The sequence below is a fragment of the Streptomyces sp. NPDC026062 genome (assembly GCF_055568375.1).
The window spans coordinates 12,124-35,655 of sequence record NZ_JBVHOQ010000064.1 but is presented as its reverse complement, the minus strand read 5'-3'; the positions used below and the strand labels follow the sequence as shown (position 1 = coordinate 35,655).

The window sequence follows — 23,532 nt, the reverse complement described above, 5'->3', positions numbered from 1 at the left end:
GCCTCCTGCGCGTCCGGCGACCAGGTCCGCGCATCCCCCACCAGATCACTCACACACCGTCAACGAGCCTGAACCCAAAGCGTTTCGGATCAATAGGGGATTGGGATCGCCCGGCAGGCCTCGGGGCGGCAGTGACTGCGTTCGCCCAGGGGAGAGCACTGCGAAGGCTTACGGGGAAGTTTCGGAGAGGGTGAAGCCCTCTGCAGTTCTCTGACGAGGTGTCAGCTAAGTCAGCAAGTGGTCAGTATGGGTCCTGAAAAACCTGGGGAATGCTGCCCGAAGATGCGAATCGTTGTAGGGTGGACGGACAGCACTTGACCTGCGAAAACGCAGGCAGGGAGCCTAAGTTCAGGGGTGCCTCAATGATACGAACGATTTTCAAGTCCAAGATCCACCGTGCGACCGTGACTCAGGCCGACCTGCATTACGTCGGCTCCGTCACGGTCGATGCCGCGCTGATGGAGGCCGCCGACCTGTTGCCCGGCGAGCTCGTCCACATCGTCGACATCGACAACGGTGCCCGCCTGGAGACGTACGTCATCGAAGGCGAGCGTGGCTCCGGTGCCATCGGGATCAACGGCGCCGCCGCCCATCTCGTGCACCCCGGTGACCTGGTCATCCTGATCAGTTACGCACAGGTCGACGACGCCGAGGCGCGCGGCCTGGTTCCGCGTATCGTCCATGTCGACGCGGAGAACCGGATCGTCGAGCTCGGAGCCGACGCCTCCGCGCCCGTGCCGGGAACCGACACCGAGCGCAGTCCGCACGCCGTGCCCGCGGCGCGCTGAAGCGTCTCACTCAGCGAGGGAGCAGCCACCATGGCAGAGCAGGACGAACGGACCGTGCCCGAGATCCGTGACGACCGGGCGGCAGGCAAGCTGCTCGCGTACGTGGACGGCGCGGCCGCCGGAGTCATCGCGTACTTCGTGTCCGTGATGGACGGTACGCCCGCGGCGCTCGTCGCCGTACACACCGTCGTCGAGCCGGAACACGAGGGCAAGGGCATCGGCGGTTCGCTGGTCAGGGAGTTCTACGCGATGGCAGCCCGCGAGGGGGTGCCCGTCGTTCCGCTCTGCCCGTACGCCGCGAAGTGGGCCTCCCGCCACCCCGACGAGGCACCCGGCGCTCCGGAGGAACTGGTGGAGCGGGCGAAGGAGCAACTCGCCTCGCACCCGGAGCTCTACTGAGCAGCAGAGTTCTGCCGATCCGAAGTTCTGCCGATCCGAAGTTCTGTCGATCCAGGACCTTGCCGATCCAGAGCTCTGCTGATCCAGAACTCTGCTCATCCGGGATCCCACTGATCCGGAACCCTGCTCATCCGGAACCCTGCCGGTTACCGGCCCTGGTGGGCGGGGGTGCGGGGTCGGCCCGGCCGGTAGCGTGTCGTGGATGAGCCTCGCCCTCCTGCACACCTCCCCGGCCCATGTCCCGGTGTTCGACGCCCTGCGCGATGCCGCCCACCCCGGCCTCGCCCTGCGCCACCTCGTACGCGAGGACCTGCTCGACAGGGCCGGGGCGCTGGGGCCGGGCGCGGTCGCGGGGGATGTCGAGGCGCTGGTGACCGGTGCGGTTGCCGACGGGGCCACCGCCGTGCTCTGTACCTGCTCGACGATCGGCGGAGTCGCGGAGGACGTCGGCGCCCGGCTCGGTGTCCCGGTCCTCCGGGTCGACCGGCCGATGGCGGCCGCCGCCGTTCGCGCCGGGCGGGTCACCGTTCTGGCGGCACTTCCCGCCACCCTGGAGCCGACCCGGGCGCTGCTCGCGCAGGAAGCGGAGCGTGCGGGGGAGCGGGCCGTACAGGTCCGCACGGTCCTCGTCGGCGGGGCCTGGGAGCGCTTCGCGGCCGATGACCACGACGGATACCTGGACCTCGTGGCGGCCGCGGCCGACGCCGTGACGGAGGCCGACGTGATCGTGCTGGCGCAGGCGTCGATGGCGGGCGCGGTCACCCGGACAGCCACCAGCATCCCGGTTCTGTCCAGCCCCCGGCTCGGCCTGGAGGCCGCGGCCGCAGCAGCCGCTCACTGAGCCGGCCGGAGCATCCGCAGTCCGTACGTGTGGACTCGCCGGGCGCGGGCAGCCGCCCCGGGAGACGGTGGAGGAGATCCACCCCGACCGTTCGGAGGCCCGAGATGACCCACCCGTACCCCGACCCGGTTCCGCCGGCGCCCACCCCCGGGCCCATTCCGGGGCCGCCCCAGCCGCTGCCGGAGCCCACGCCGGTTCCGCCGGGCCCGGGGCCGACGCCGCCCGTGCCCACACCGCCCGGCCCGGCGCCCGACCCGATTCCGCAGCCGCCCGCGCCGAACCCCGAACCGGTGCCGCCGCCCGAGCCGGAACCGTCACCGGTCGGCTGACAGCACCGGTCGGCTGACGGCGCCGACGCCGGCGGCCGAGGGGTCAGCCCTCGGCCAGTACGGCGTTGGCCCGGGCCGTGACTTCGGTCAGTACCCGGCCCGCCGCCTCCATGTCCTCGGCAGGCAGGTCCGCGTACAGCCGGGCAGTGATCGTGGCGATCCCGGCCCGTTGCGCACGGTGCGCCTCCTTGCCCGCTGCCGTCAGGACCAGCAGGCCGACCTCTGGGGACCGCTCTTCCAGCAGTCCCTGCGCGATCAGGCCGGACAGTGCCGCTTCGGCGGTCGTGGTGTCGACCTTCAGCGTGGAGGTCATCCGCTCGACCAGCCGGTCCCGCTCGATGTTCCCGTCGCTGTCCGCCGTCACGTTCAGTGCCACGGACTCGTGGAAGGTGGTGCCTGTCTCCGCCAGCAGCCGTTCGAGGACGGCACGCGTGGCGTAGTGGGCCTGTCCGATGACCTGGCCGTTGACGACGACGCTGGGTGCGGTGGTCACGATGACTCCTTGGTGGATGGATCGGTGAGTGCGGGAACCGGCACGTCGAGCAGTGCCGTCAGTGCCTGGGTGAACGCCTCGGTCCGAGGTCCGTCCAGACCGCCCAGGGGCGAGAGCAGTCCGTCGACGAGCCGGCGCACGACCTCGACCGCGCGGTCGGTGACCGCGATTCCTTCGTCGGTCAGGGACAGCTGGACCGCCCGGGTGTCAGTGGGGTCGGGAGCCCGTTCGACGAGCCCTGCGGCTTCCAGGCCGCGGGCCAGCTTCGAGACGTAGAGCGCTTCGAGTCCGGTGTGGTCAGCGAGTGCGCGCTGACTCGGCCGCCGGCCCGCCCGCTGCATTCCCAGCAGCGATCCCAGCAGTGAGTACTGCGCGTGCGTCAGCCCGAGCGGCCCCAGCGCCCGGTCGATGGCCACCCGCCATTTCATCGACAGACGCCAGACCAGAAAGCCTGGGGTCGGACCGGTCGGACTCTCAGGTGCTTTGCTCATGGCAGATACAGTACATGGCTACTATAGCCATGGCTATTGTGTTTGTGCTGCTGACCGGTGAGGGCCGGTGCGACGGCCGTCCGGGAAGGTCAGTGGCGCAGGCTCAGCAGGGCGTCCACGTGCTCCAGCCCGCTCTCCGCCGCGATCGAGTCCAGCGACTGCGCGTCGCGCACCGGGGCGAAGCGGACCGCCGGACCGCCCGGCCCGGCGCCCGCCGCGGTGCCGAATCCGTACACCGCGGGCCGCGGCAGGCTGTTGTAGGCAAAGGGAGTGGAGAAGTAGTACGCACCCGTGTCGTACAGCACCACGTAGTCGCCCGCCCGTAGTTCGGGCAGCTCCCTGGTGTGGGCCACGACATCCCCGGCGAAGCAGCACGGGCCCGCGATGTCCTGGACGACCGCCGGTCCTGCCTTCGGGAGTCCATCGGCGTCGAAGGCGCCGACCCGCAGCGGCCAGGCATCCGGCATGAAGACGGTACGGGTGGCGGTCTGCGCGCCCGCGTGGGTGAGCGCGATCCGGCGGCCCCCGGCGTCCTTCGTGTACTCCACCAGTGCGCCGATGAAGCCGTTCTTGGCCAGCAGCGACCGGCCGAACTCGGTGACGAGCGCGTACCGCCCGTCGAACAGCCCCGGCACCGCCCCGCGCAGCGCGGCCACATAGGCGGCGAAGGTGGGGCGGACCGTGTCGTCGGTGAAGTTGACCGGCAGACCGCCGCCGATGTCGATACCGGTGATCTGCCGGCGGCCCAGCCGGGTGTTGATCTCCTCGGCCAGGTGGTACGTCTCGCCGATGCCCGCCGCGATCAGCTCCAGGGAGCAGCCCTGCGAACCGACATGGGCGTGCAGACGGGTCAGCCACGGGTGTGCCGCGAACGCCTCCACGACCCGCTCCCGCGCGCCGGGATCGCGCAGCGCCACGCCGAACTTGGAGGTGGCGGTGGCCGTGCTCATCGCGCCGATGGAGCCGCCACCGACCTGGGGGTTGACCCGGAGCCCGATGGCCGACACCGCGTCCGAGGGCCGCAGCGAAGCGATGCGCTCCACCTCGTCGAGGTTGTCGGCGTTGAGCGCCACCCCCAGGGCCAGCGCCCGCCGGATCTCGTCACGCGTCTTGGCGGGGGAGTCGAGGACGATCTTCGACGGCGCGAACCCGGCGTCGAGCGCGATCCGCAGTTCACCCGGGCTCGCGACCTCGCAGCCCATGCCGCACTCGGCCAGCAGCCGCAGCACGGGGACGAGCGACGCCGCCTTCGCGGCGAAGGTGTGAAGCACTCCGGGCACACCCGCGAACGCCTCGTGGAGAGCGGCGACCGAGTCGCGTACCCCGTCCGTGTCGACGAACCCGACGACCGGGGCTGCCTCGCCGAGCAGACCGTTCGCGACGGCGTGGCGGACCACGGCTGCGACACGCGCGGAGGGCGGAGGGGCGGAGGGGAGCGGGGAAGAGCTCGTGGCGCCTGAGTCGGGAAGGCGCGGGGAAGGGTCGGTGTGACCGGAGTCGGCGGGCGACGACGAAGGGTTCATGGGATCGGAGTCGGAGGGCAACGATGAACGGCTCATGGAATCGGAGCCGTCAGGCAGCGGCGAACGGTTCATGGGATCAGAGTCGGTGATGGCAGCCCCCCAGTCTCCGTCCGGCAGGACAACATCGGCGCAGGCTCTTGTCCGCACGGCCAACAAGGCGTACGGACCAACGCCAACCTAGCCGCTGAGGCGGACGGCGAGCGTGATGAGCAGCCGGGTGTCGGGGTCGTCCAGGTCCACGCCGAACCGTTCCCGGACGCGCCGCAGCCGGTACCGCAAGGTGTTGGGATGCACCACCAGCCGGGCGGCCGCCCGCGCCACATCGCCCGACGCGTCGAGATAGGCGGCCAGGGTACGGACCAGCTCACCGCCCGACCTCAGATCGGACCGCACCAGCTCGTGCACCGGGCCGCCGCCCGCCTCCCACACCGGCCGGACCGCGTCCAGTACCCGCGCGATGTCCAGCGAGGGTCCGACGGCCCCCGTGTCCGCGTACCTGTCAGGCCTGTCCGGACCCACCCCTTCGTCGCGGGCCGCGCGCTCGCGCAGCACCCGTACGATCAGCGCGGCCTCCTCGCACGAGGCACGTACCCGCAGAGCGGTGGCGGCCACCGGCCCCGCACCTGCCAGGACCGGGACGCCGCCCGGCAGCGACGGGGCCAGCGTGGCCAGCTCCCCGGCCAGACGCAGCGCGTCACGCTCCTGCCCCGTGCCGACGGGCAGCAGCGCGAACAGCCGGTCACCGTCGCGCAGCACCTGGACCGAAGCACGGTAGGACACGGCGTGCAGTGCGAGCACATCGAGCGTACGGTCGCCCACAGCCGGCCCCGCCACGTGCCGTTCGGCCACGACCACCGCGCAGGCCGCATCGGGCGACAGCCCCAGGGACCAGGCATGTGTACGGGCGTCGCCGTCCCCGTTGAGCAGACCGCGCAGCGCGAGCTCCCTGCGGCGTGCCGCTCCGCTCTCGCGCAGCCGGTGCCGCACCAGCAGGGGCGCGGCGACCTCCGCGGCCCGGCGCAGCGCCTCGGCGGCGTGCGGGGACAGGGTGCGACCGTCCGCCGCCGCCCAGATGGAGCCGAGTACCTCGGGACCGCTTCGGACCGCGATGATCAGGCGCTCCGGGCCGTCGGTGTCCGCAGCCCGGTGGATCACGTCGTGGGACGTCCACAGGACCCGCAGCAGCCCGCTCCGGCGCAGCTCGGCGACCCGCCACTCGGGGACCCGGCCGCCCAGGATCGTCGACCGGCGCAGACCGTCGGCCGCGGGGCCGGTGGCGGAGTGGGCCAGGACCCGGAACCGGGTGTCCTCGATGGTGATCGATCCGCCCGTGTACTCGGCGACGGCCGCGGCGAGCGCCGTCAGGCTCTCCGCGCCACCGGCCGTGATCTCCGGCGCCCCGTCGTCGAGGCCCGCCCGCGCGCAGGCCAGCGCGGAGCGCAGCAGTGCCGCGGTGTCCGCCCAGTCGGCCCACTCCGCGCGGGTCAGCAGGGCGATGCCCGACTCCTCGGCGGCGGCCAGTACCTCAGGGGCGACGGCCGCCCCCTGCGTGTCGCGCAGCACCACGCCCGACGCGCCGCGCCCGGCGGCGTCGCGTACCGGGCCCACGGCCTCGGCGGAAGACGCCGGGGCACCCACCACCAGCACAAGAAAGCCGTCCCACGGCTTTGCGGCACCCTCGTCGCCCACCGCCACACCCCGCACCCCGACGTCGAGGCCTGCCGGTACCAGCACGGTCCGCAGGGTCGCGCTGTCGTCGAAGGCCAGGACCTCGCGCAGCGTGACCGCGGACTCCGGTGGGGTGGGCGTTCGGCTCGTCATGGCAGCCGAGCATACGAGCGGCGGGTTCCGCGGGAGTGTGTGCGGGACCCGCCACCGGTCAGGCGATGATCGGGACCACGGCTTCGGGGGTCAGCATCCGGAACGTGAACGACTGGTGGAAGTACAGCCGGATGTCGGTCGCGTCGTGGTCCTGGTAGCCGATGGACAGATCCTCGCCCAGGCACAGTTCGAAGTCGCCGCCCCGGGTGGACAGGAGTACCCCGCCGGCGACGGCAGGCGCCCACAGGATCTGGTCGTCCAGCAGCCGGGTCAGGTGGGTGGAGACGGGATAGCCGTGGTCGGAGGTCTCGGTCGCCTCCGTGAACGCGTCCGCGCCCAGGAGCAGCCGGTACGGCCCGTCGACCCCCGCCAGCCGCAACTGGGTCAGGGCCTGGCTCACTGTGGCCGGATAGTCACGCGCATCGGCCGGCAACGGCAGTGCGGTGTGCGAGGAACCGTCCCGCAGTCCCGCGATCCCGGCTGCGGTATAGCCGTCGATGATCGCCATGTCCTCGGCGAACGCACAGGTGCGGGCCGCGTCCTTGACGGGCTGCCAGTCACTGTCGTCCGAGCCGCGCTCGACATCGTCGACCGCGGCCCGCGTCACGGTGAACGGTACCCGCCACTCGACGACCGGCATCGACGTACGGGCACGGGCGAGGACGTCCGGGGCGGGCGGATCGATGTCGCGCAGATGGCCGTCGCCGACCGCCGCGAACCTCGGTCCCTCCGGACCACTGACGTCGACGACGCGGCGGCCGGCCACATGGCGGCTGAAGGTGCGCCGGGCCTCCTCTTCGATCTGGTCCCAGGCGGCCTGGGTGACAGGGGCGAGCTCGCGGTGGAGGTTGTTCATCTCTGGGCGCTTTCTTGCAGGCTGCCGATGCGCAGCGAACCGTCTGTGACCACCGGCGCGGCCACGGCCCGACCCGCCGGCGCGGACGCCGGCTTCGGCTGGGGCATGGCCTCGGCGGAGGCGGGCGACGGCGGCGGGGCGCCGAGGAAGTCGGCGCCGGGGGCGTGGAAGAGCGTGCCGGTGACCGCGGTCGAGAAGTCGAGGATGCGGTCGTGGGTGCCGGGCGGGTCACCGAGGAACATGTTGCGCAGCATCCGTTCGGTGACGTCCGGGTCGGCGGCGTACCCGATGAAGTACGTACCGAACTCGCCCTGCCCGAAGCTCCCGAACGGCATGTTGGCGCGCAGGATGTCGCGCTCCGTGCCGTCCGGATCGGTGATGGTGTTCAGCGCGACATGCGAGTCGGCGGGTTTGACGTCGTCGGCGAGCTCGATGTCGGTGAACTTGGTCCGCCCGATGACCCGCTCCTGCTCCTCGGTCGGCAGGGCGTTCCACGAGGCCAGGTCATGCAGGTACTTCTGTACGACGACATAGCTGCCGCCCTCGAATCCGGGGTCCTCGTCCCCCACGAGAGCCGCCGAGCGGGCATCGTCGCCCACCGGGTTCTCGGTGCCGTCGACGAACCCGAGCAGATCCCGGTGATCGAGATACCGGAACCCCTGCGTCTCGTCGACGACCTTCACCGCCCCGCCCAGCCGGTCCAGCAACTGCGACGCCCACTCCCAGCACACGTCCATCCGCTCGGCCCGGATATGGAACAGCAGGTCGCCCGGGGTGGCCGGGGCGTGATGGCGGGGGCCGTGCAACTCCTGGAAGGGGTGCAGCAGAGCCGGCCGAGGGCCGGAGAACAACCGGTCCCAGGCATCGGATCCGAACCCGGTCACACAGACCAGCCCGGCATCCGGGTATCGGAACCCGATGGAGCGGGCGAAGGCCGCCAGATCCGGCAGCGCCTCACGAACGACGGGTTCGCCGCCGGGCTCGATCGTGGCGACGAGGATCAGGGCCGCACTGGTCAGCGGTGCGACGACGGGCTGCGCCGCGGCCCGGTCCTGGGTGGTCTCGGGCATGCGGCGGCTCCATGAGCTGGCTCGGCGGTACGACGCGGCGGAACGCGGCCCCGTCGCGGATGCGGCACTGGGGACCCGCTGCCACTTACCCACATCCCCGGCTGTCCCGCACCCCGGGTCACCCGTCGGGGGGACGGAATCGGGGCGACCGGCAGAAGCCCGGCGGTGCCGGTGGCTCAGCTGCCGCGACCGGGCCGATGAGACCGGGCAGGCGGACCGTTCTCCGGCCGCCGCTACTGACCCCCGCATGTGGCACGCCCGGTTGCTGACGGCCCCGGGCTCCAACCAGGGCCGGGGGCCGGGGCCCGCCGGATGCGCCGGGTCAGGCAGCCGTATGCCGCGTTCCCGTCATCCCTGGGGATTCCTTCACACGCTGCTCGCGCTCCGGCGTGGGGCCCTGTGCGTGTGCGGCCTTACCGTCGGACCCGTCGGCGCTCCGGCGGGTCCGCACGGGCGCCGGACCGCACCGCACCCCCTCCCGGGCGACGCACGCCCGGCCGCTGAAGGACGTGACATGTCAAAGATCCTTTTCGTCGTGACCGGATCCGACCACTGGACCCTGGCCGACGGATCCACGCACCCGACCGGCTTCTGGGCGGAGGAGGTCGTCGCCCCCTACGAGCGCTTCAGGGCCGCAGGGTATGACATCGCCGTCGCCACCCCCGGCGCAGTGGTGCCGACCGTGGACCGGGGGAGCCTGGCCCCCGAGTTCAACGACGGTCAGGAGAACGCCGACAAGGTGGCGGCGGCCGTCGCCGCCATGACCGAGCTCCGGCATCCGCTCAGGATGGAGGATGCCGACCCGGCGGACTACGCGGCGGTGTTCTACCCGGGCGGGCACGGCCCCATGGAGGATCTGGCGGTGAACGCCGACTCCGGCACGCTGCTGACCAGGGCGTTGGAGTCGGGGATGCCGCTCGGCGTCGTCTGTCACGCCCCGGCGGCCATGCTCGCCGCGACGAAGGATGACGGCACCAACGTGTTCGCCGGGTACCGGCTCACCGGCTTCACCAACACCGAGGAGAGCCAGGCGGGCTTCGCCGACCGGGCCAGGTGGCTGCTTCAGGACCGGCTCGTGGAGGCCGGCACCGACTTCCAGGAGGGTGAGCCGTGGGCTCCGCACGTGGTCGTCGACCGCAATCTGGTCACCGGCCAGAACCCGGCGTCGGCCGGTCCGCTCGCCGACGAACTGCTGAAGAAGCTGGGCTGAGGCGGGCCGTACACGGGCCGCCGGTCCGGCCTGCGTTCACCGCTGGTCCGGCCGTCGTCCACCGCTGGTGCGGCTGTCGTTCTGCTCCGGTCCGGCCGTCGTCCGCCTCCGGTCGGGCGCGCTAGGTGGAGCGTTCCGGCTCCGGCGCTCCCCTCCGGCGGCAGCCCGCGGTGCGGACCGGCCCTCGTCGGCCCCCCGGGTGGCGGTCAGCTTTCGGCTTCCGTCCTGTCTCCGCCCCAGAGCGTGTGGAAGACGCCGTCGCGGTCGACGCGGTGGTAGGTGTGTGCGCCGAAGTAGTCGCGCTGGCCCTGGGTGAGGGCGGCGGGGAGGCGTTCGGCACGCAGGGAGTCGTAGTAGGCGAGAGTCGCGGCGAACGCGGGGGTGGGGACGCCCTGGGTGACGGCGGTGGCCACCACTGTGCGCCAGCCGTTCTGCGCGGCGGCGATCTCTTCGGCGAAGCTCTTGTCGGACAGGAGGCTCGGCAGCCGAGGCTGCCCCTCGTAGGCGCTGGTGATCCGGTCGAGGAAGGCGGCCCGGATGATGCATCCGCCGCGCCAGATCGAGGCGACCCTGCCGAGGTCGATGTTCCAGTCGTATCGCTCGCTCCCGGCCGCGATCTCGTGGAAACCCTGGGTGTACGCGACGATCTTCGAGGCATACAGGGCCTCCTCCACCTGGTCGGCGAATGCCGCCGCCTCGTCCTCGCCGAGTGTGCGGGCGGTCGGTCCGGCGAGGTGGCGCGAGGCCTCACGGAGGGAGGCGTGGCCGGAGACGGAGCGGGCGAAGACGGCCTCGGCGATCCCGGAGACGGGAACGCCCAGGTCGAGGGCGATCTGTACGGTCCACCGGCCGGTGCCCTTCTGCTCCGCCTGGTCGAGCACGACATCCACGAAGGGCTTTCCGGTCGCCGCGTCCACATGGGAGAGAACTTCCGCGGTGATCTCGATGAGGTAGGAGTCCAGGCGCCCGGTGTTCCAGGAGCGGAAGGTTTCCGCGATCTGCGCGGGGGAGTAGCCGACCACGTCCCGAAGCAGCTGGTACGCCTCTCCGATGAGCTGCATGTCCGCGTACTCGATGCCGTTGTGCGTCATCTTCACAAAGTGACCGGCGCCGTCAGGACCGACATGGGTGACGCACGGGGCGCCGTCCTTGGCCTTCGCGGCGATCTTTTCCAGCATCGGCCCCAGGGAGTCGTAGGACTCCTTGCTGCCGCCCGGCATGATGCTGGGACCGTTCAGCGCGCCTTCCTCGCCACCCGAGATGCCCGCGCCGACGAAGTGGACACCGCGCTCGCGCAGCTCCTTCTCACGGCGCCGGGTGTCCTCGAAGTGCGCGTTGCCGCCGTCGATGATGACATCGCCCTCGTCCAGCAACGGCGCGAACTCCTGGATGACCGCATCCGTCGGTTCGCCCGCCTTCACCATGACGACCAGACGGCGCGGCCGTTCCAGCGCCGCGACGAACTCCTCGGGCGTGTACGCGGCCACGAAGCTCCCTTCGCCGCCGAACTCCTCGACCAGCGCCTCCGTCTTCGCCGACGTGCGGTTGTGCACGGCAACCGTGTAGCCGTTGCGGGCGAAGTTACGGGCCAGGTTGCGGCCCATCACCGCGAGTCCCGTGACGCCGATCTGCGCAGTGCCGCTCATCTGTCTGCTCCTGTCATGTGCCTGGGAGGTGGTGGAGGGCCGGACCGCGGAGGCCGGCAGGCCGAGGCGCGGCCCGGGGTGCCGCGATGCCCAGTATGGATACGGGGCGGCAGGACGGCCTGTTCAACGGCAGCGGCTGCGGCACATGAGGTGTGGGTGTACCTCGGTATCTCAAGTCGCGCCCGGGCGTCTTCCGGGTCGCGTCTCTCGGCGAGCGTGTTTCGGCGAGCACGCCACGTTCGGGCCAGGGGCTCTCTCCGGCCTGTTTCTCCTCCGAGCTGCCCCCGCCGTCCCACTCCCGCGGTCGGCGTGCTGCGCAAGCCCGCGGTGGTCATGGCGGTCCGTGACCACCGAGGCCGACGAAGTTCTCGACCGGACGCGCTGTGTATATTCCGAAGAAAGCCGACGGGTCCGGACAGCACTGCGATGGGGGTGGGAATGGTTCGCGCGGGGCTCACGACCGACCGGGTCGTGGCGGCAGCGGCCGATCTGGCCGACTCGATCGGCTTCGGCAAGGTCACCATCTCCGCGCTGGCCCGCGGCTTCGGGGTCAAGGACGCCAGTCTGTACTCCCACGTCAGGAATCTTCAGGACCTGCGTACCCGGGTCGCGCTGCTGGCCGCCGGTGAGTTCATCGACCGGATCGAGGCGGCGGTGGCGGGACGGGCCGGGAAGGACGCGCTGACCGCGTTCGCCGACGCCTACCGGTCCTTCGCGCTGGAGTGCCCCGGCCGGTACGAGGCGACCCGGATGCGCGTGGATCCCGCCGTCGTCGCCGAATCGCCCGCGTACCACCGCACCCTCGCGACCACGTCGTCGATGCTGCGCGCCTACGGCTTGGCCGAACCCGACCTCACGGACGCGGTACGGCTGCTGCGCAGCACCTTCCACGGGTTCACCTCGCTGGAGGCCGACGGCGGATTCGGTGCGCCGCGCTCCGTGCAGGTGTCCTGGGAGCGTGCCGTCGAGGCCCTGCACTTCCTGCTCGCGAACTGGCCGTCCGCGACCGGCGGGGCCGGGCGCGGCGAGTGACGCGGCAGGTGCCCGCCACCGGGCGGCGCTCAGTCCGTGCCGCGCGGGGCCCCGTACCCGTGGAGGAAGGCGTCGACGGCCCTGGTGACGCATGCGCGCGTCCGGGCCGGACTCAGTGAGGGGCTTCCGTGGGGGCGGATGGCGATCTCGGACGTCACCAGGGCGATGAAGTGCACGGTGCCCAGCGCGGAGTCGTCGATCCGCAACAGCCCCGCCTCCGTGAGCTGTTCGAGTCGGCGGGCGACCTCACGCTGCACCCGCAGGGGGCCTGCCTGCTGCCAGGTGTCGATCACGGCTGCGGGGAAGTGCTGCACCTCGGCCATGATCTGCTGCATCATCGCGAAGTGCTCGGGGAACTGGGTGCGCTGGCCGACGAAGGCGCGGCCGAGAGCGAGCAGATCGGCTTGTGGGTCGGTTCCGGTGACCTGCCTGTCGACGGTTGCGATGAAGGCGTCCGCGACCTGACCGGCGCTGTCGTGCACCACATCGGAGAAGAGCTGGTCCTTGCCGCTGAAGTGGTTGTAGATGGTGCGGGTGGACACCCCGGCCTCGGCGGCGATGGCCTCGATGCTGGTGCGGCTGTATCCCTCCCGGCCGAAGACGGTTCGCGCACCCTGTGTGATGGCCCGGCGTTTCGCTGCCCGGCCGCCGGGGCGGCCCGGCCCGGACGTGTGCGGCGACGCGTCCGCCCGCGGCTCGGCGGACGCCGTCGGTGTGGTGTTCAGGGAAGCCTCCAGCGCTGGTCGGGTGATCCGTGCCCGGTCCGTCCACCGCGCACCTCGTACTCTACTTTCCGGTCCTTCGCGACTCGGCGGTCCGGACGCCTGCCCCTGGAGGCGGCATCTCCAGGACGGTCTTGCCCCGGCTGTGTCCGCCCTCCACGGCCCGGACCGCCAGCGCGGCCTGCTCGAACGGGACCACGCGGGTCACCTTCGGATCCAGCGCGCCGATCCGCACCAACTCCACCACGGCGCCCAGTGTCGCGGGGTCCCGCACCGGCCCCACCGGTGCTCCGCCCAGTGCGCCGACCGCTTCCCGGTCGGCGCCGCTCACCAGCTTCGTACGGTCCGGTACGAGGGCAGCCACTTCCACCAGGGTCTCTCCTCCGATCAGGTCGAGGACGCCGTCCACGCCGTGCGGAGCGGCTGCCCGGATCCGTGCGGAGAGGCCTGGTCCCGAAGCGACGAACCGTACGCCGAGCGCCTCGACGAACTCCCTCTTGGTCCGGTCCGCCGAGCCCACCACGTTCAGCCGGCTGCCCACCGCCACCTGGGCCGCCGCCACCCCGACCCCTCCCGCGACCCCGGTCACCAGCAGCGTCGCCCCCACAGGCAGGGCGAGTTGGCGCACCGCGCCGTAGCCGGTGGCGGCGGCGATCGGCAGCGCGGCCGCGTCGGTCCAGGAGACCTCCGGCGGTTTGTGCACCGCGGCTCGCGCGGGCAGCAGCGTGTACTGGGCGTACCCGCCGGTGAGCGGTCCACCGAGGACCGCGTCCCCCACGGCGAATCCGGTGGTGCCGGGGCCGAGTGCGACCACCTCGCCCGCGGCCTCGCCGCCCATCACCGCGGGCAGCTCCACCGCAGGCGCCCCGGCCGGGCGGCGGTCGGAACGGCGCTTCCAGTCCACCGGGTTGACGCCGGCCGCCCGTACGGCGATCAGCAACTGGCCGGGTCCCGGGACCGGTTGCGGGAGATCCGCGAAGTGCTCGACCTCTGCCCCGCCGAAACGGTCGTATACGTAGGCCATGGGCATGCGATACCTCGACACTTCTGACTCGTGGCGGCCCGGCCGTGCCGGCCTTCACTAATTGCCATGCAGATTGTATTTTACCTGAACGGACCCGTAGGGTAGCCGGACGGCAACAAGAGTGAAGTCCCCTTCCAGGCAGTGGGATTGAAGCGACAGGCACAAGGAGCGCAACGTATGGGCAGCACGGTCGCGATCGTCGGCGGCGGGTACGGAGGGGCAGCTCTGGCCCGTGAGCTGGACCCGGAGTTCGACGTCGTACTGATCGACCCCAGGGACGCCTTCGTTCACGCGGTGGCTGCCCTGCGCGGGCTGGTCGACGCGGACTGGGCGCAGCGGATCTACTTCGGCTACGAGGGCCTGTTCACCCGTGGCCGCCATCTGCGCGACCGGGCTGTGGCGGTGGAGGCGGGCGGTGTCGCCACGGCCGGCGGCACCTGGGTCGACGCCGACTTTGTGGTCCTGGCCACCGGTTCCTCCTATCCGTACCCGGCCAAGCCCGATACCGAGGACAGTGCCGAATCGCTGACCCGGCACGCCGGAACCAGGGCGGAACTCGCCTCGGCGTCAAGGGTGTTGCTGCTCGGTGCCGGGCCTGTGGGGCTGGAGCTCGCCGGGGAGATCACGGAGCAGTGGCCGGATACCGAGGTCGTGCTGGTGGACCCCGCCGACGATGTGCTCGGCGGCCGCTATCTGCCCGAACTGCGCCGGTCGCTGAGTGAGCAGCTGACCGCCCGTGGAGTACGGCTGGAGCTGGGCAGCGCGCTGACGGCGCCGCCTTCGGTGCCGCCGGGCATCCATGAGCCGTTCTCGGTCACGACGGAGGCGGGTGTGCGGATCGACGCTGATCTGTGGTTCCGCTGCTATGGCGTGGTGCCGCTCAGCGACATGCTGCGCGGTGAACTCGCGTCCGCCCGGCGGTCGGACGGGCATGTGGAGGTCGACGAGTATCTGCGGGTGATGGGTGCGTCGAACGTCTTCGCCGTCGGGGACGTCACCGACGTGCCCGAACCGAAGCGGTCCAAGGCCGCGTCCGACCACGCGGTCGTGGTCGCCGCCAACATCCGGGCGCTGGCCGCGGGCCGGCCGGCGGAACAGGTGTACCGGCCGGGTGGCGACGCGGTACTGGTGCCGCTGGGCTCGACCGGCGGAGCCTCGCAGGTGCCGGGGCCCGATGGCCCGATGGTACTGGGCGCCGCGGAGACGGCCCGCTACAAGGGGGACGATCTGCTGATCGGGCGGTTCGCCGATCTGTTCGGCGCCTCTGCCCAGTAACCGCGCCGCACCGGCCTTCCACCAACCGCGCTTTGATTGATTAGGCGTCAAGTGTCTTTGTCGGCAAGTTGGTTCGGCTGATGACGACACAGTCCCGCAGCACCGTCGTCACGTACGTCCGACAGGATCGGGGGCAGCTCCCCGTCCCGAACGAGAGGTCGATGCCCGATGGCCAACGGAACGCAGTCCCTCGCCGGCAAAGTGGCTGTGGTCACCGGCGGTGCGGGAGGAATCGGTGTCGCCACTGTGGAGGCGCTGGCGTCCGCGGGAGCGGATGTCGTACTCGCGGATGTCGCCGAGGCCCCCGCCCGTGCGGCTGCCGCGGAGCTGGCGGCCAAGGGGCTCTCGGTGGTCGGGCGCGGCGTCGACATCACCTCGGAGGCCAGCGTCGAGAGCCTGGTGGACTTCACGGTGGACACCTTCGGCGGCATCGACGTGCTGGACAACAACGCGGCACTTACCTCCGCGATCCGGCAGGACCGGGACGTGGTGTCGATGTCGGTCGAGCTGTGGGACCAGGTGCTCGCGGTGAATCTGCGCGGCCCCATGCTGCTGTGCAAGCACACCGTGCCGGTGATGATCGAGCGCGGTGGCGGGTCGATCATCAACATCACCAGTGGCCAGGGTCTGTCGGGGGACCGGGTGATGGTCGCCTACGGCAGCTCCAAGGGCGGGCTGGTCGCCCTGACCCGGTTCGTGGCCGCCGCGTACGGTGCGGACGGCATACGGTGCAACGCCGTCGCGCCCGGACTCGTGCGTACTCCGGCCCTGGAGGCGGACATGCCCGTACCGGTCCAGGAAATGTTCCGGAGCGCGAACCTCATTCCCCGGCTGGGCACACCGGACGACGTGAGCCAGCTGGTGGCCTTTCTCGCCTCCCCGGCCGCCTCCTTCATCACCGGTCAGGTGCTGTCCGTGGACGGTGGTTTCCTCGCCCACCTGCCCACCCTCTCGCCGCTGCCGCCGCGCTGAGCGGCCCGCGCCCGAGCGGCCCCGAAGCCGTCCGTACCGACTGCTTCGGGGCCGCTCGGGCGCGTCGGCGGGACGGCCCGCCGAACGGGCCGGTCATCCCACCCAGGGAGTGATGCCCGCCTCGATCGAGGGCCCGTCCGCGGTTCCCGCCCACGCGTAGTAGCCGTCGGGCCGCACCAGTACCGCCTCGCGCGTGGTGCCGGCGCCCGCGCGACGGGCGAGGACCAGCCGTGTCCGCCGCGCGACGGTGTCGGCCCAGGTGCCGGGGGCGGGGTCGCCGGATTCTCCGGCCGTGGGCAGGACCAGGACGAACCGTCCCTCCCGCAGTACCTCGTAGAGCCGGCCGCCGTCCAGTTCCAGATCAGGTGCCCGCTTCCCCACGAGTGCGTGCGCCCCGCGCGCCGCGGGATAGGAGTAGCCGATCCCGGTGATCTCTCCCACCGCCTGCCGGGTCACCGGCCGCACATGCCGTACCACCAGCTTCCTTACCGTGCGCAGTGCCACCTCCCAGGGGCTGTGAGCCATGGCCAGCCGCAGGTTGAGGCCGCTGCTGCGCAGCACCGCCCTGCCGACCGGGTGACGCTCGCTGTGATAGGTGTCCAGCAGCTCGTCGGATGCCTGTCCGCCGACGACCGCGGCCAGTTTCCAGCCCAGGTTGGCGGCGTCCTGGAGGCCCGTGTTCATTCCCTGCCCGCCGGCCGGTGAGTGCTGGTGGGCGGAGTCGCCGGCCAGCAGCGCACGGCCCACCCGGTAGTGGGGCACCTGGCGCTCGTCGCTGTGGAAGCGGGAGATCCAGCGCGGGGCATGCATCCCGAAGTCGGAGCCGAACGCCCGCTCGATGATGGCGCGCAGCTCCTCGAACTCCACGGGTGAGTCGTCGGGTTCGCCCCGGCGGGTCGCGTCCCAGCCGCCGACCCGCCAGTATCCGTCGCCGAAGGGGGCGATGAAGCCGAAGGCGTCGCCGGTGCCGTGCACCCGTACCACCAGACTGGGCTGCTCGGTGAACCTGACATCGGCGAGCGCCACCGACCGGATCACCACCTTTCCGGGAAATGGGAGCCCCAGGGCCTCGCGCACCGCGCTGCGCACGCCGTCCGCGCCGACCAGATAGCCGGCTCGGAGCGTTGTGTCACCGCCCGGGGTGCGCACCGAAACGGTGACGCCCTCGTCGTCCTGTTCCAGACCCAGGACCTCGGTGCCGTAGCGGATGACCGCGCCGTTCTTCAACGCCCTGCGCAACAGCAGCCTTTCCACTTCGTACTGAGGAGTCACCAGGAGGAAGGGGAAACGGGAGGGAAGCGCACCGATGTCGAACGAGACGGCTCCGAACAGCGAGAGCTCGCCTATCACCTGGCCGGTGGTGATGAGTTCGTCGGCGAGGCCGCGGGCATCGAGAAGCTCAAGTGTTCTGGCGTGCACACCAAAGGCGCGGCTCAGATTGCTGATGCCCTCCGGGCGCTTCTCGACCACCACGACGTCCACTCCGGCCGCTGCGAGGTCCCCGGCGAGCAGCAGCCCGGTGGGGCCCGCGCCGGCCACGACGACCGCATGGGAGCCGGGCGCCGGCTCGGTCTCGTCGGCGACGGGGTGCTGATGCGTGTGGGACATCCGGAACTCGCTTCCTGCGGTCGGAATCCCCGCGGTGGGAACTCCTGCGATGGGGACGGGAGTCCGCCGCCGGCCGTCGGCACTGCCGGACGGAACGCGCACCCGAGGCGAGGCCCTGCCGGGCGGGCGCCGGGGCGGACGGGCCCATGCTGCACCAGGAGGTCGTCGGCGCGGCCGTTCCTGCGGCTCGTCCGACTCAATTGACCGCAACCTGTCAAACTCCTGCGCGGCTCTGACGTTGTCCGGTGCCGGTCTGACCTTTCCGTGAGGGTCCCGGAGAGTTCCTGACGAAGCCCTACAGCGGCTTGCCTTGATCGTGGAACCGAAGCCGATGAACCTTGAAGTCGCGGGTCGGCGAGGCGACTTGGGAGTTCCCGAGATGCCGGATGTGTCGTCGATATGTCATGGACATTACATGCTGGGAGTGAGTACGCATGCACAGCACCTTGATCGTCGCCAGGCTGGAACCGGGCGGAAGCCCGGATGTGGCCCGGCTGTTCGCCGACTTCGACGCCACCGAGATGCCGCACCGGATGGGTACACGGCGGCGCCAGCTCTTCTCGTACCGGGGGCTGTACTTCCACCTCCAGGACTTCGACGAGGACAACGGCGGCGCCCTCATCGAGGCGGCGAAGACCGACCCCCGGTTCGTCGGAATCAGCAACGACCTGAAGCCGTTCATCGAGGCGTACGACCCCGCGACCTGGCGCTCCCCGGCCGACGCGATGGCGTCCCGCTTCTACTCCTGGGAGGCGTCGGCGTGAGTGCCCGCCGCGTCGTCATCACCGGCCTGGAAGTCCTCGCCCCCGGTGGTGTCGGTGCCAAGAACTTCTGGAACCTGCTGAGCGAAGGCCGTACGGCGACCCGCGGCATCACCTTCTTCGACCCCACGCCCTTCCGCTCACGCGTCGCCGCCGAGATCGACTTCGACCCGTACGCACACGGTCTCACCCCGCAGGAAGTACGCCGCATGGACCGTGCCGCCCAGTTCGCCGTGGTCGCGGCGCGTGGTGCGGTCGCCGACAGCGGTGTCGAGTTCGGCGACCTCGACCCGTACCGGACCGGCGTCACGGTCGGCAGCGCGGTCGGCGCCACGATGGGCCTCGACCAGGAGTACCGGGTGGTCAGCGACGGCGGCCGGCTCGACCTGGTCGACCACACCTACGCGGCGCCGCACCTCTACAGCCATCTCGTCCCCAGCTCCTTCGCCGCAGAGGTCGCCTGGGCGGTCGGCGCCGAAGGCCCCAGCGCCGTCGTCTCCACCGGCTGCACCTCCGGCATCGACTCGGTCGGCTACGCGGCCGAACTGATCCGCGAAGGGACGGCCGACGTCATGGTGGCCGGGTCGTCGGACGCGCCGATCTCACCGATCACCATGGCCTGCTTCGACGCCATCAAGGCAACCACACCCCGCCACGACGACCCGGCCCACGCCTCACGCCCGTTCGACGGAACGCGCAACGGATTCGTACTGGGCGAGGGGGCAGCCGTGTTCGTCCTGGAAGAACTGGAGAGCGCACGCAGGCGCGGCGCGCACATCTACGCCGAGATCGCCGGCTACGCGACCCGCTCCAACGCCTACCACATGACCGGACTGCGTCCGGACGGTGTGGAGATGGCAGAGGCGATCCGCGTCGCACTCGACGAGGCGCGGCTGCCCGGCGAGGCCGTCGACTACATCAACGCGCACGGCTCGGGCACCAAGCAGAACGACCGTCACGAGACAGCCGCGTTCAAGCGGAGCCTGGGCGCGCACGCCTACCGGACACCGGTCAGCTCGATCAAGTCCATGGTGGGTCACTCGCTGGGCGCCATCGGATCCATCGAGATCGCCGCTTCGGTACTGGCCATGGAGTACGACGTGGTCCCTCCGACGGCCAACCTCCACACACCCGACCCCGAGTGCGACCTCGACTACGTGCCCCTGGACGCACGGGACCAGCTCACGGACGTGGTGCTCAGCGTGGGCAGTGGTTTCGGCGGCTTCCAGAGCGCGATGGTGCTGGCAGACCCGGAAAGGAAGCAGGTGTGAGCACGCATACCCCAGTCGTGGTGACCGGGCTCGGCGTCGCCTCCCCGAACGGGCTCGGGGCACGGGACCACTGGAGGGCGACGCGGGACGGCAGGAGCGCCATCGGCCGGCTCACCCGCTTCGACCCCTCGGGCTATCCCGCCAAACTGGCCGGTGAGATCACCGGGTTCGAAGCCGAGGAACATCTGCCGAGCCGGCTCATCCCGCAGACCGACCGGATGACCAAGATCGCCCTCGCCGCAGCCGACTGGGCACTCGCCGACGCGGGCGTACGCCCCGACGAGCTGCCGGAGTTCGACATGGGTGTGGTCACGGCAAGCGCGTCCGGCGGCTTCGAGTTCGGGCAGAACGAACTGCGCAAACTGTGGAGCCAGGGCAGCCAGTACGTCTCCGCCTACCAGTCGTTCGCCTGGTTCTACGCCGTCAACAGCGGCCAGATCTCGATCCGTAACGGCATGAAGGGACCCAGCGGGGTCGTTGTCAGCGATTCCGCGGGCGGACTGGACGCGGTCGCGCAGGCGCGCCGGCTGATCCGGAGGGGTACCCGGCTGGTCGTCTCGGGAGGCGTCGACGCTTCCCTGTGCCCCTGGGGCTGGGTCGCGCAGTTGGCGAGCGGACGCCTCAGCACCAGCGAGGAGCCGGGCCGCGCCTACCTCCCGTTCGACCGCGACGCCCAGGGCCATGTGCCGGGCGAGGGCGGTGCGATCCTGATCCTGGAGGACGCCGGGGCGGCCAGGGAACGAGGTGCTCAGAGCTACGGGGAGGTCCTTGGATACGGCTCCACCTTCGATCCGAAACCCGGCACCGGGCGTCCTCCGGCGCTGCGCAAGGCCATCGAACTCGCCCTGGCCGACGCGGCGGTGGACCCGGACGGCATTGACGTGGTGTTCGCCGACGCGGCAGCCGACCCGGAGCTGGACAGTGCCGAGGCCGACGCGCTCATCGCGTTGTTCGGGCCGCGCGGCGTACCGGTCAGCGCGCCCAAGACGATGACCGGCAGGCTCTACTCGGGCGCCGCACCGCTCGATCTGGCGACCGCGCTCCTGGCCCTGCGCGACGGCGTGATTCCCGCAGCCGTCCACGTACGCCTCTCACCCGACTACGACCTCGACCTCGTGGTGGACCGGCCGCGCGATGCCGCGCTGCGCACCGCACTGGTACTGGCCCGTGGGTACGGCGGCTTCAACTCAGCCGTCGTACTGGGCGCCCCGGCGCCCTCACGCCCCGGCCGCTGATCGTGCCCATCGATCACTTCACAGCCGCTCACCACCCCACCGGAAGGGCTGTTCCCTTGTCTGCCGAACCTTTCACCCTCGCCGATCTCAAGCAGATCCTCCTGGACGCCGCAGGCGCCGAGGAGGGCGTCGACTTCGACGGAGACGTCCTGGACACCGAGTTCGACGCCCTCGGCTACGACTCCCTGGCCCTGCTGGAGACCAGCTGCCGGATCGAGCGTGCGTACGGCATCGACCTCGACGACGACGTGGTGGCCAAGGCCGTGACGCCACGCGCCCTCATCGGCGTCGTCACCGAACTCCTGACCGCCCCCCGGACCGTCTGAGAGGACCAGGACCACCATGACCGACACCACCACCGAGGCCTGCCCTGTCGCCCTCGTCACCGGGGCCACCAGCGGAATCGGCCTGGCTGTCGCCCGGGTGCTCGGCTCCCAGGGACACCGCGTGTTCATCGGCGCCCGCGACGCGGAGAACGTCGAGGCCACGGTGAAGCAACTCGCGGCCGAAGGACTCGAGGTGGCCGGATCGGTCCTCGATGTCCGGGACGCCGAGGCCGTACGGACCTTCGTCCGCGCCGCCGTCGACCGGTTCGGCGCGATCGACGTACTCGTCAACAACGCCGGACGCTCGGGCGGCGGCGTCACCGCCGACATCCCCGACGAGCTGTGGGAGGACGTCATCGAGACCAACCTCACCAGTGTGTTCCGGCTCACCCGTGAGGTCCTCACCTCGGGCGGACTGCGTCACAAGGACCGGGGCCGCATCATCAACATCGCCTCCACAGCGGGCAAACAGGGCGTGGTGCTCGGTGCCCCGTACTCCGCGTCCAAGCACGGCGTGGTCGGCTTCACCAAGGCCCTCGGCAACGAGCTGGCCCCCACCGGGATCACCGTCAACGCCGTCTGCCCCGGGTATGTGGAGACACCCATGGCCCAGCGGGTCAGACAGGGATATGCCGCCGCGTACGACACCACCGAGGAAGCGATCCTGGAGAAGTTCCAGGCGAAGATCCCGCTCGGCCGGTACTCGACGCCCGAGGAAGTGGCCGGCCTGGTCGGTTATCTGGCCTCGGACACGGCCGCCTCCATCACCGCGCAGGCCCTGAACGTCTGCGGCGGACTCGGCAACTTCTGAGCCGGTGGCCACCGCGCCCCCGGTCGTACCCCGCCGCACTCCCACCCCATCCGCCACCCGACCCCGCCAGGAGAGACGACATGACGACCCGTGAGGTCGAGCACGAGATCACCGTCGACGCACCCGCATCGGCCGTCTACCGGCTACTGGCCGAAGTGGAGAACTGGCCCCGGATCTTCCCGCCCACCATCCATGTCGACCAGGTCGAGCGGAACGGAGACGAGGAGCGCATCCGGATCTGGGCCACGGCCGGTGACGAGGCGAAGAACTGGACCTCGCGCCGCACACTCGATCCGGACAGTCTGCGCATCACCTTCCGGCAGGAGATCAGCGCTCCGCCCGTCGCCGGGATGGGCGGCGCCTGGGCCATCGAACCGCTCGGCGAACAGCGGTCCCGGATCCGGCTGTCGCACGACTACCGCGCCGTCGACGACGACCCCGCCGGACTCGCCTGGATCGACGAGGCGGTGGACCGCAACAGCCGGTCGGAGCTGGCCGCGCTGCGTACCAACGTGGAAGCGGCCCACGCCGCCGCGGATCTGACATTCTCCTTCACCGACAGCGTCACCGTCACCGGAGCGGCGAAGGACCTCTTCGACTTCGTCAACGAGGCCGGCCGATGGGCCGAGCGCCTGCCGCACGTGGCATCGGTACGCCTCACCGAGGACACCCCCGGCCTCCAGTCACTGGAGATGGACACCCGGGCCAAGGACGGCTCCACCCACACCACCAAGTCGTACCGCGTGACGTTCCCCCACCACCGCATCGCCTACAAGCAGGTCACACTGCCCGCGCTGCTGACCCTGCACACCGGGATCTGGACCTTCGAGGAGACCGAGGACGGCACTGTGGCCTCCTCCCAGCACACGGTCACCCTCAACACCGGCAACATCGCCGCCGTCCTCGGTCCCGGAGCCACCGAGGACGACGCCAGGACGTATGTGCGCACCGCCCTGTCCACCAACAGTCTGGCCACGCTCGGCCACGCCAAGGCATACGCCGAGGGTCTCGGCGAAGAGCGTGGCTGA

At 71.0% G+C, this 23,532-nt stretch carries 23 protein-coding genes; 13 read left to right on the top strand and 10 right to left on the bottom strand.

The genetic code is table 11. From position 1 onward, the window contains the following. The first annotated feature begins 362 nt into the window (after positions 1 to 362). From panD to ACZ4LX_RS35405, 3 genes are all read left to right on the top strand, one after another. Positions 363 to 788, top strand: a complete 426-nt coding sequence (gene panD, locus ACZ4LX_RS35415; RefSeq protein ID WP_467651080.1) for an aspartate 1-decarboxylase — start codon at positions 363 to 365, stop codon at positions 786 to 788. 30 nt (positions 789 to 818) lie between these two features. After that, a complete protein-coding gene (locus ACZ4LX_RS35410) occupies positions 819 to 1,187 on the top strand; it encodes a GNAT family N-acetyltransferase (protein WP_467651081.1) in 369 nt (122 codons plus the stop codon). Positions 1,188 to 1,389: 202 nt separating this feature from the next. After that, complete coding sequence (locus ACZ4LX_RS35405; protein WP_467651082.1) at positions 1,390 to 2,028, top strand: aspartate/glutamate racemase family protein; 639 nt, start codon at positions 1,390 to 1,392, stop codon at positions 2,026 to 2,028. 372 nt (positions 2,029 to 2,400) lie between these two features. Here ACZ4LX_RS35405 and ACZ4LX_RS35400 read toward each other — a convergent pair whose 3' ends face one another. The 6 genes from ACZ4LX_RS35400 to ACZ4LX_RS35375 all read right to left on the bottom strand — a co-directional run bounded on the left by ACZ4LX_RS35400 (position 2,401) and on the right by ACZ4LX_RS35375 (position 8,611). After that, positions 2,401 to 2,850, bottom strand: a complete 450-nt coding sequence (locus tag ACZ4LX_RS35400; protein ID WP_467651083.1) for a hypothetical protein — start codon at positions 2,848 to 2,850, stop codon at positions 2,401 to 2,403. Beyond that, positions 2,847 to 3,341 (bottom strand): MarR family winged helix-turn-helix transcriptional regulator, encoded by a 495-nt coding sequence (locus tag ACZ4LX_RS35395; protein ID WP_467651085.1) that lies wholly within the window; start codon positions 3,339 to 3,341, stop codon positions 2,847 to 2,849. Before ACZ4LX_RS35395 ends, ACZ4LX_RS35400 begins: the two co-directional genes overlap by 4 nt. An 89-nt stretch (positions 3,342 to 3,430) precedes the next feature. Beyond that, the gene (locus ACZ4LX_RS35390) at positions 3,431 to 4,864 is read right to left on the bottom strand and encodes a type III PLP-dependent enzyme domain-containing protein (RefSeq protein WP_467651087.1); all 1,434 of its coding nucleotides are present in this window, start codon (positions 4,862 to 4,864) and stop codon (positions 3,431 to 3,433) included. 177 nt (positions 4,865 to 5,041) lie between these two features. Continuing rightward, entirely contained in the window at positions 5,042 to 6,685 is a 1,644-nt protein-coding gene (locus ACZ4LX_RS35385) for a PucR family transcriptional regulator (RefSeq protein WP_467651088.1), read from the bottom strand. 58 nt (positions 6,686 to 6,743) lie between these two features. After that, positions 6,744 to 7,541: a family 1 encapsulin nanocompartment shell protein gene (locus ACZ4LX_RS35380; RefSeq protein WP_467651089.1), complete on the bottom strand. Its 798-nt coding sequence runs from the start codon at positions 7,539 to 7,541 to the stop codon at positions 6,744 to 6,746. Beyond that, positions 7,538 to 8,611 (bottom strand): Dyp-type peroxidase, encoded by a 1,074-nt coding sequence (locus ACZ4LX_RS35375; RefSeq protein ID WP_467651090.1) that lies wholly within the window; start codon positions 8,609 to 8,611, stop codon positions 7,538 to 7,540. The genes ACZ4LX_RS35380 and ACZ4LX_RS35375 overlap by 4 nt, the downstream gene beginning before the upstream one ends. 514 nt (positions 8,612 to 9,125) lie before the next feature. Between ACZ4LX_RS35375 and ACZ4LX_RS35370 the strand changes: the two genes are divergently transcribed. Continuing rightward, entirely contained in the window at positions 9,126 to 9,821 is a 696-nt protein-coding gene (locus ACZ4LX_RS35370) for a type 1 glutamine amidotransferase domain-containing protein (RefSeq protein WP_467651091.1), read from the top strand. A 206-nt stretch (positions 9,822 to 10,027) separates the two neighbouring features. Here the strand turns inward: ACZ4LX_RS35370 and gndA are convergent, their stop codons facing one another. Next, positions 10,028 to 11,467: an NADP-dependent phosphogluconate dehydrogenase gene (gndA, locus tag ACZ4LX_RS35365; protein ID WP_467651092.1), complete on the bottom strand. Its 1,440-nt coding sequence runs from the start codon at positions 11,465 to 11,467 to the stop codon at positions 10,028 to 10,030. 438 nt (positions 11,468 to 11,905) lie between these two features. On the opposite strand from gndA, the gene ACZ4LX_RS35360 reads away from it, so the two are divergent. Next, positions 11,906 to 12,499, top strand: a complete 594-nt coding sequence (locus tag ACZ4LX_RS35360; RefSeq protein WP_467651093.1) for a TetR-like C-terminal domain-containing protein — start codon at positions 11,906 to 11,908, stop codon at positions 12,497 to 12,499. 29 nt (positions 12,500 to 12,528) lie between these two features. Here the strand turns inward: ACZ4LX_RS35360 and ACZ4LX_RS35355 are convergent, their stop codons facing one another. Next, positions 12,529 to 13,122, bottom strand: coding sequence for a TetR/AcrR family transcriptional regulator (locus ACZ4LX_RS35355; RefSeq protein ID WP_467721365.1), 594 nt, complete (start codon positions 13,120 to 13,122; stop codon positions 12,529 to 12,531). A gap of 163 nt (positions 13,123 to 13,285) precedes the next feature. Beyond that, the gene (locus ACZ4LX_RS35350; protein WP_467651094.1) at positions 13,286 to 14,251 is read right to left on the bottom strand and encodes an NADP-dependent oxidoreductase; all 966 of its coding nucleotides are present in this window, start codon (positions 14,249 to 14,251) and stop codon (positions 13,286 to 13,288) included. A gap of 171 nt (positions 14,252 to 14,422) precedes the next feature. On the opposite strand from ACZ4LX_RS35350, the gene ACZ4LX_RS35345 reads away from it, so the two are divergent. Together ACZ4LX_RS35345 and ACZ4LX_RS35340 are read left to right on the top strand one after the other, a co-directional pair. After that, complete coding sequence (locus tag ACZ4LX_RS35345) at positions 14,423 to 15,520, top strand: FAD-dependent oxidoreductase (protein ID WP_467651095.1); 1,098 nt, start codon at positions 14,423 to 14,425, stop codon at positions 15,518 to 15,520. A 168-nt stretch (positions 15,521 to 15,688) separates the two neighbouring features. Beyond that, positions 15,689 to 16,492, top strand: coding sequence for an SDR family NAD(P)-dependent oxidoreductase (locus tag ACZ4LX_RS35340; protein WP_467651096.1), 804 nt, complete (start codon positions 15,689 to 15,691; stop codon positions 16,490 to 16,492). A 93-nt stretch (positions 16,493 to 16,585) separates the two neighbouring features. Here the strand turns inward: ACZ4LX_RS35340 and ACZ4LX_RS35335 are convergent, their stop codons facing one another. Next, entirely contained in the window at positions 16,586 to 18,100 is a 1,515-nt protein-coding gene (locus ACZ4LX_RS35335) for an FAD-dependent oxidoreductase (RefSeq protein ID WP_467651097.1), read from the bottom strand. Positions 18,101 to 18,534: 434 nt separating this feature from the next. Here ACZ4LX_RS35335 and ACZ4LX_RS35330 point away from each other — a divergent pair, with 434 nt between their 5' ends. The 6 genes from ACZ4LX_RS35330 to ACZ4LX_RS35305 all read left to right on the top strand — a co-directional run bounded on the left by ACZ4LX_RS35330 (position 18,535) and on the right by ACZ4LX_RS35305 (position 23,532). Next, positions 18,535 to 18,864 (top strand): TcmI family type II polyketide cyclase, encoded by a 330-nt coding sequence (locus ACZ4LX_RS35330; protein WP_467651098.1) that lies wholly within the window; start codon positions 18,535 to 18,537, stop codon positions 18,862 to 18,864. After that, positions 18,861 to 20,132 carry a beta-ketoacyl-[acyl-carrier-protein] synthase family protein gene (locus ACZ4LX_RS35325; protein ID WP_467651099.1) on the top strand — a complete coding sequence of 424 codons (1,272 nt, stop codon included), beginning with the start codon at positions 18,861 to 18,863 and terminating at the stop codon, positions 20,130 to 20,132. The genes ACZ4LX_RS35330 and ACZ4LX_RS35325 overlap by 4 nt, the downstream gene beginning before the upstream one ends. Then, entirely contained in the window at positions 20,129 to 21,367 is a 1,239-nt protein-coding gene (locus tag ACZ4LX_RS35320) for a ketosynthase chain-length factor (protein ID WP_467651100.1), read from the top strand. Before ACZ4LX_RS35325 ends, ACZ4LX_RS35320 begins: the two co-directional genes overlap by 4 nt. Positions 21,368 to 21,423: 56 nt before the next feature. Next, positions 21,424 to 21,693 (top strand): acyl carrier protein, encoded by a 270-nt coding sequence (locus tag ACZ4LX_RS35315; RefSeq protein WP_467651101.1) that lies wholly within the window; start codon positions 21,424 to 21,426, stop codon positions 21,691 to 21,693. 16 nt (positions 21,694 to 21,709) lie between these two features. Further along, on the top strand, positions 21,710 to 22,504 hold the full coding sequence (gene fabG, locus ACZ4LX_RS35310) for a 3-oxoacyl-ACP reductase FabG (protein ID WP_467651102.1): 795 nt from the start codon (positions 21,710 to 21,712) through the stop codon (positions 22,502 to 22,504). Positions 22,505 to 22,584: 80 nt separating this feature from the next. Further along, positions 22,585 to 23,532: an aromatase/cyclase gene (locus tag ACZ4LX_RS35305; RefSeq protein WP_467651103.1), complete on the top strand. Its 948-nt coding sequence runs from the start codon at positions 22,585 to 22,587 to the stop codon at positions 23,530 to 23,532.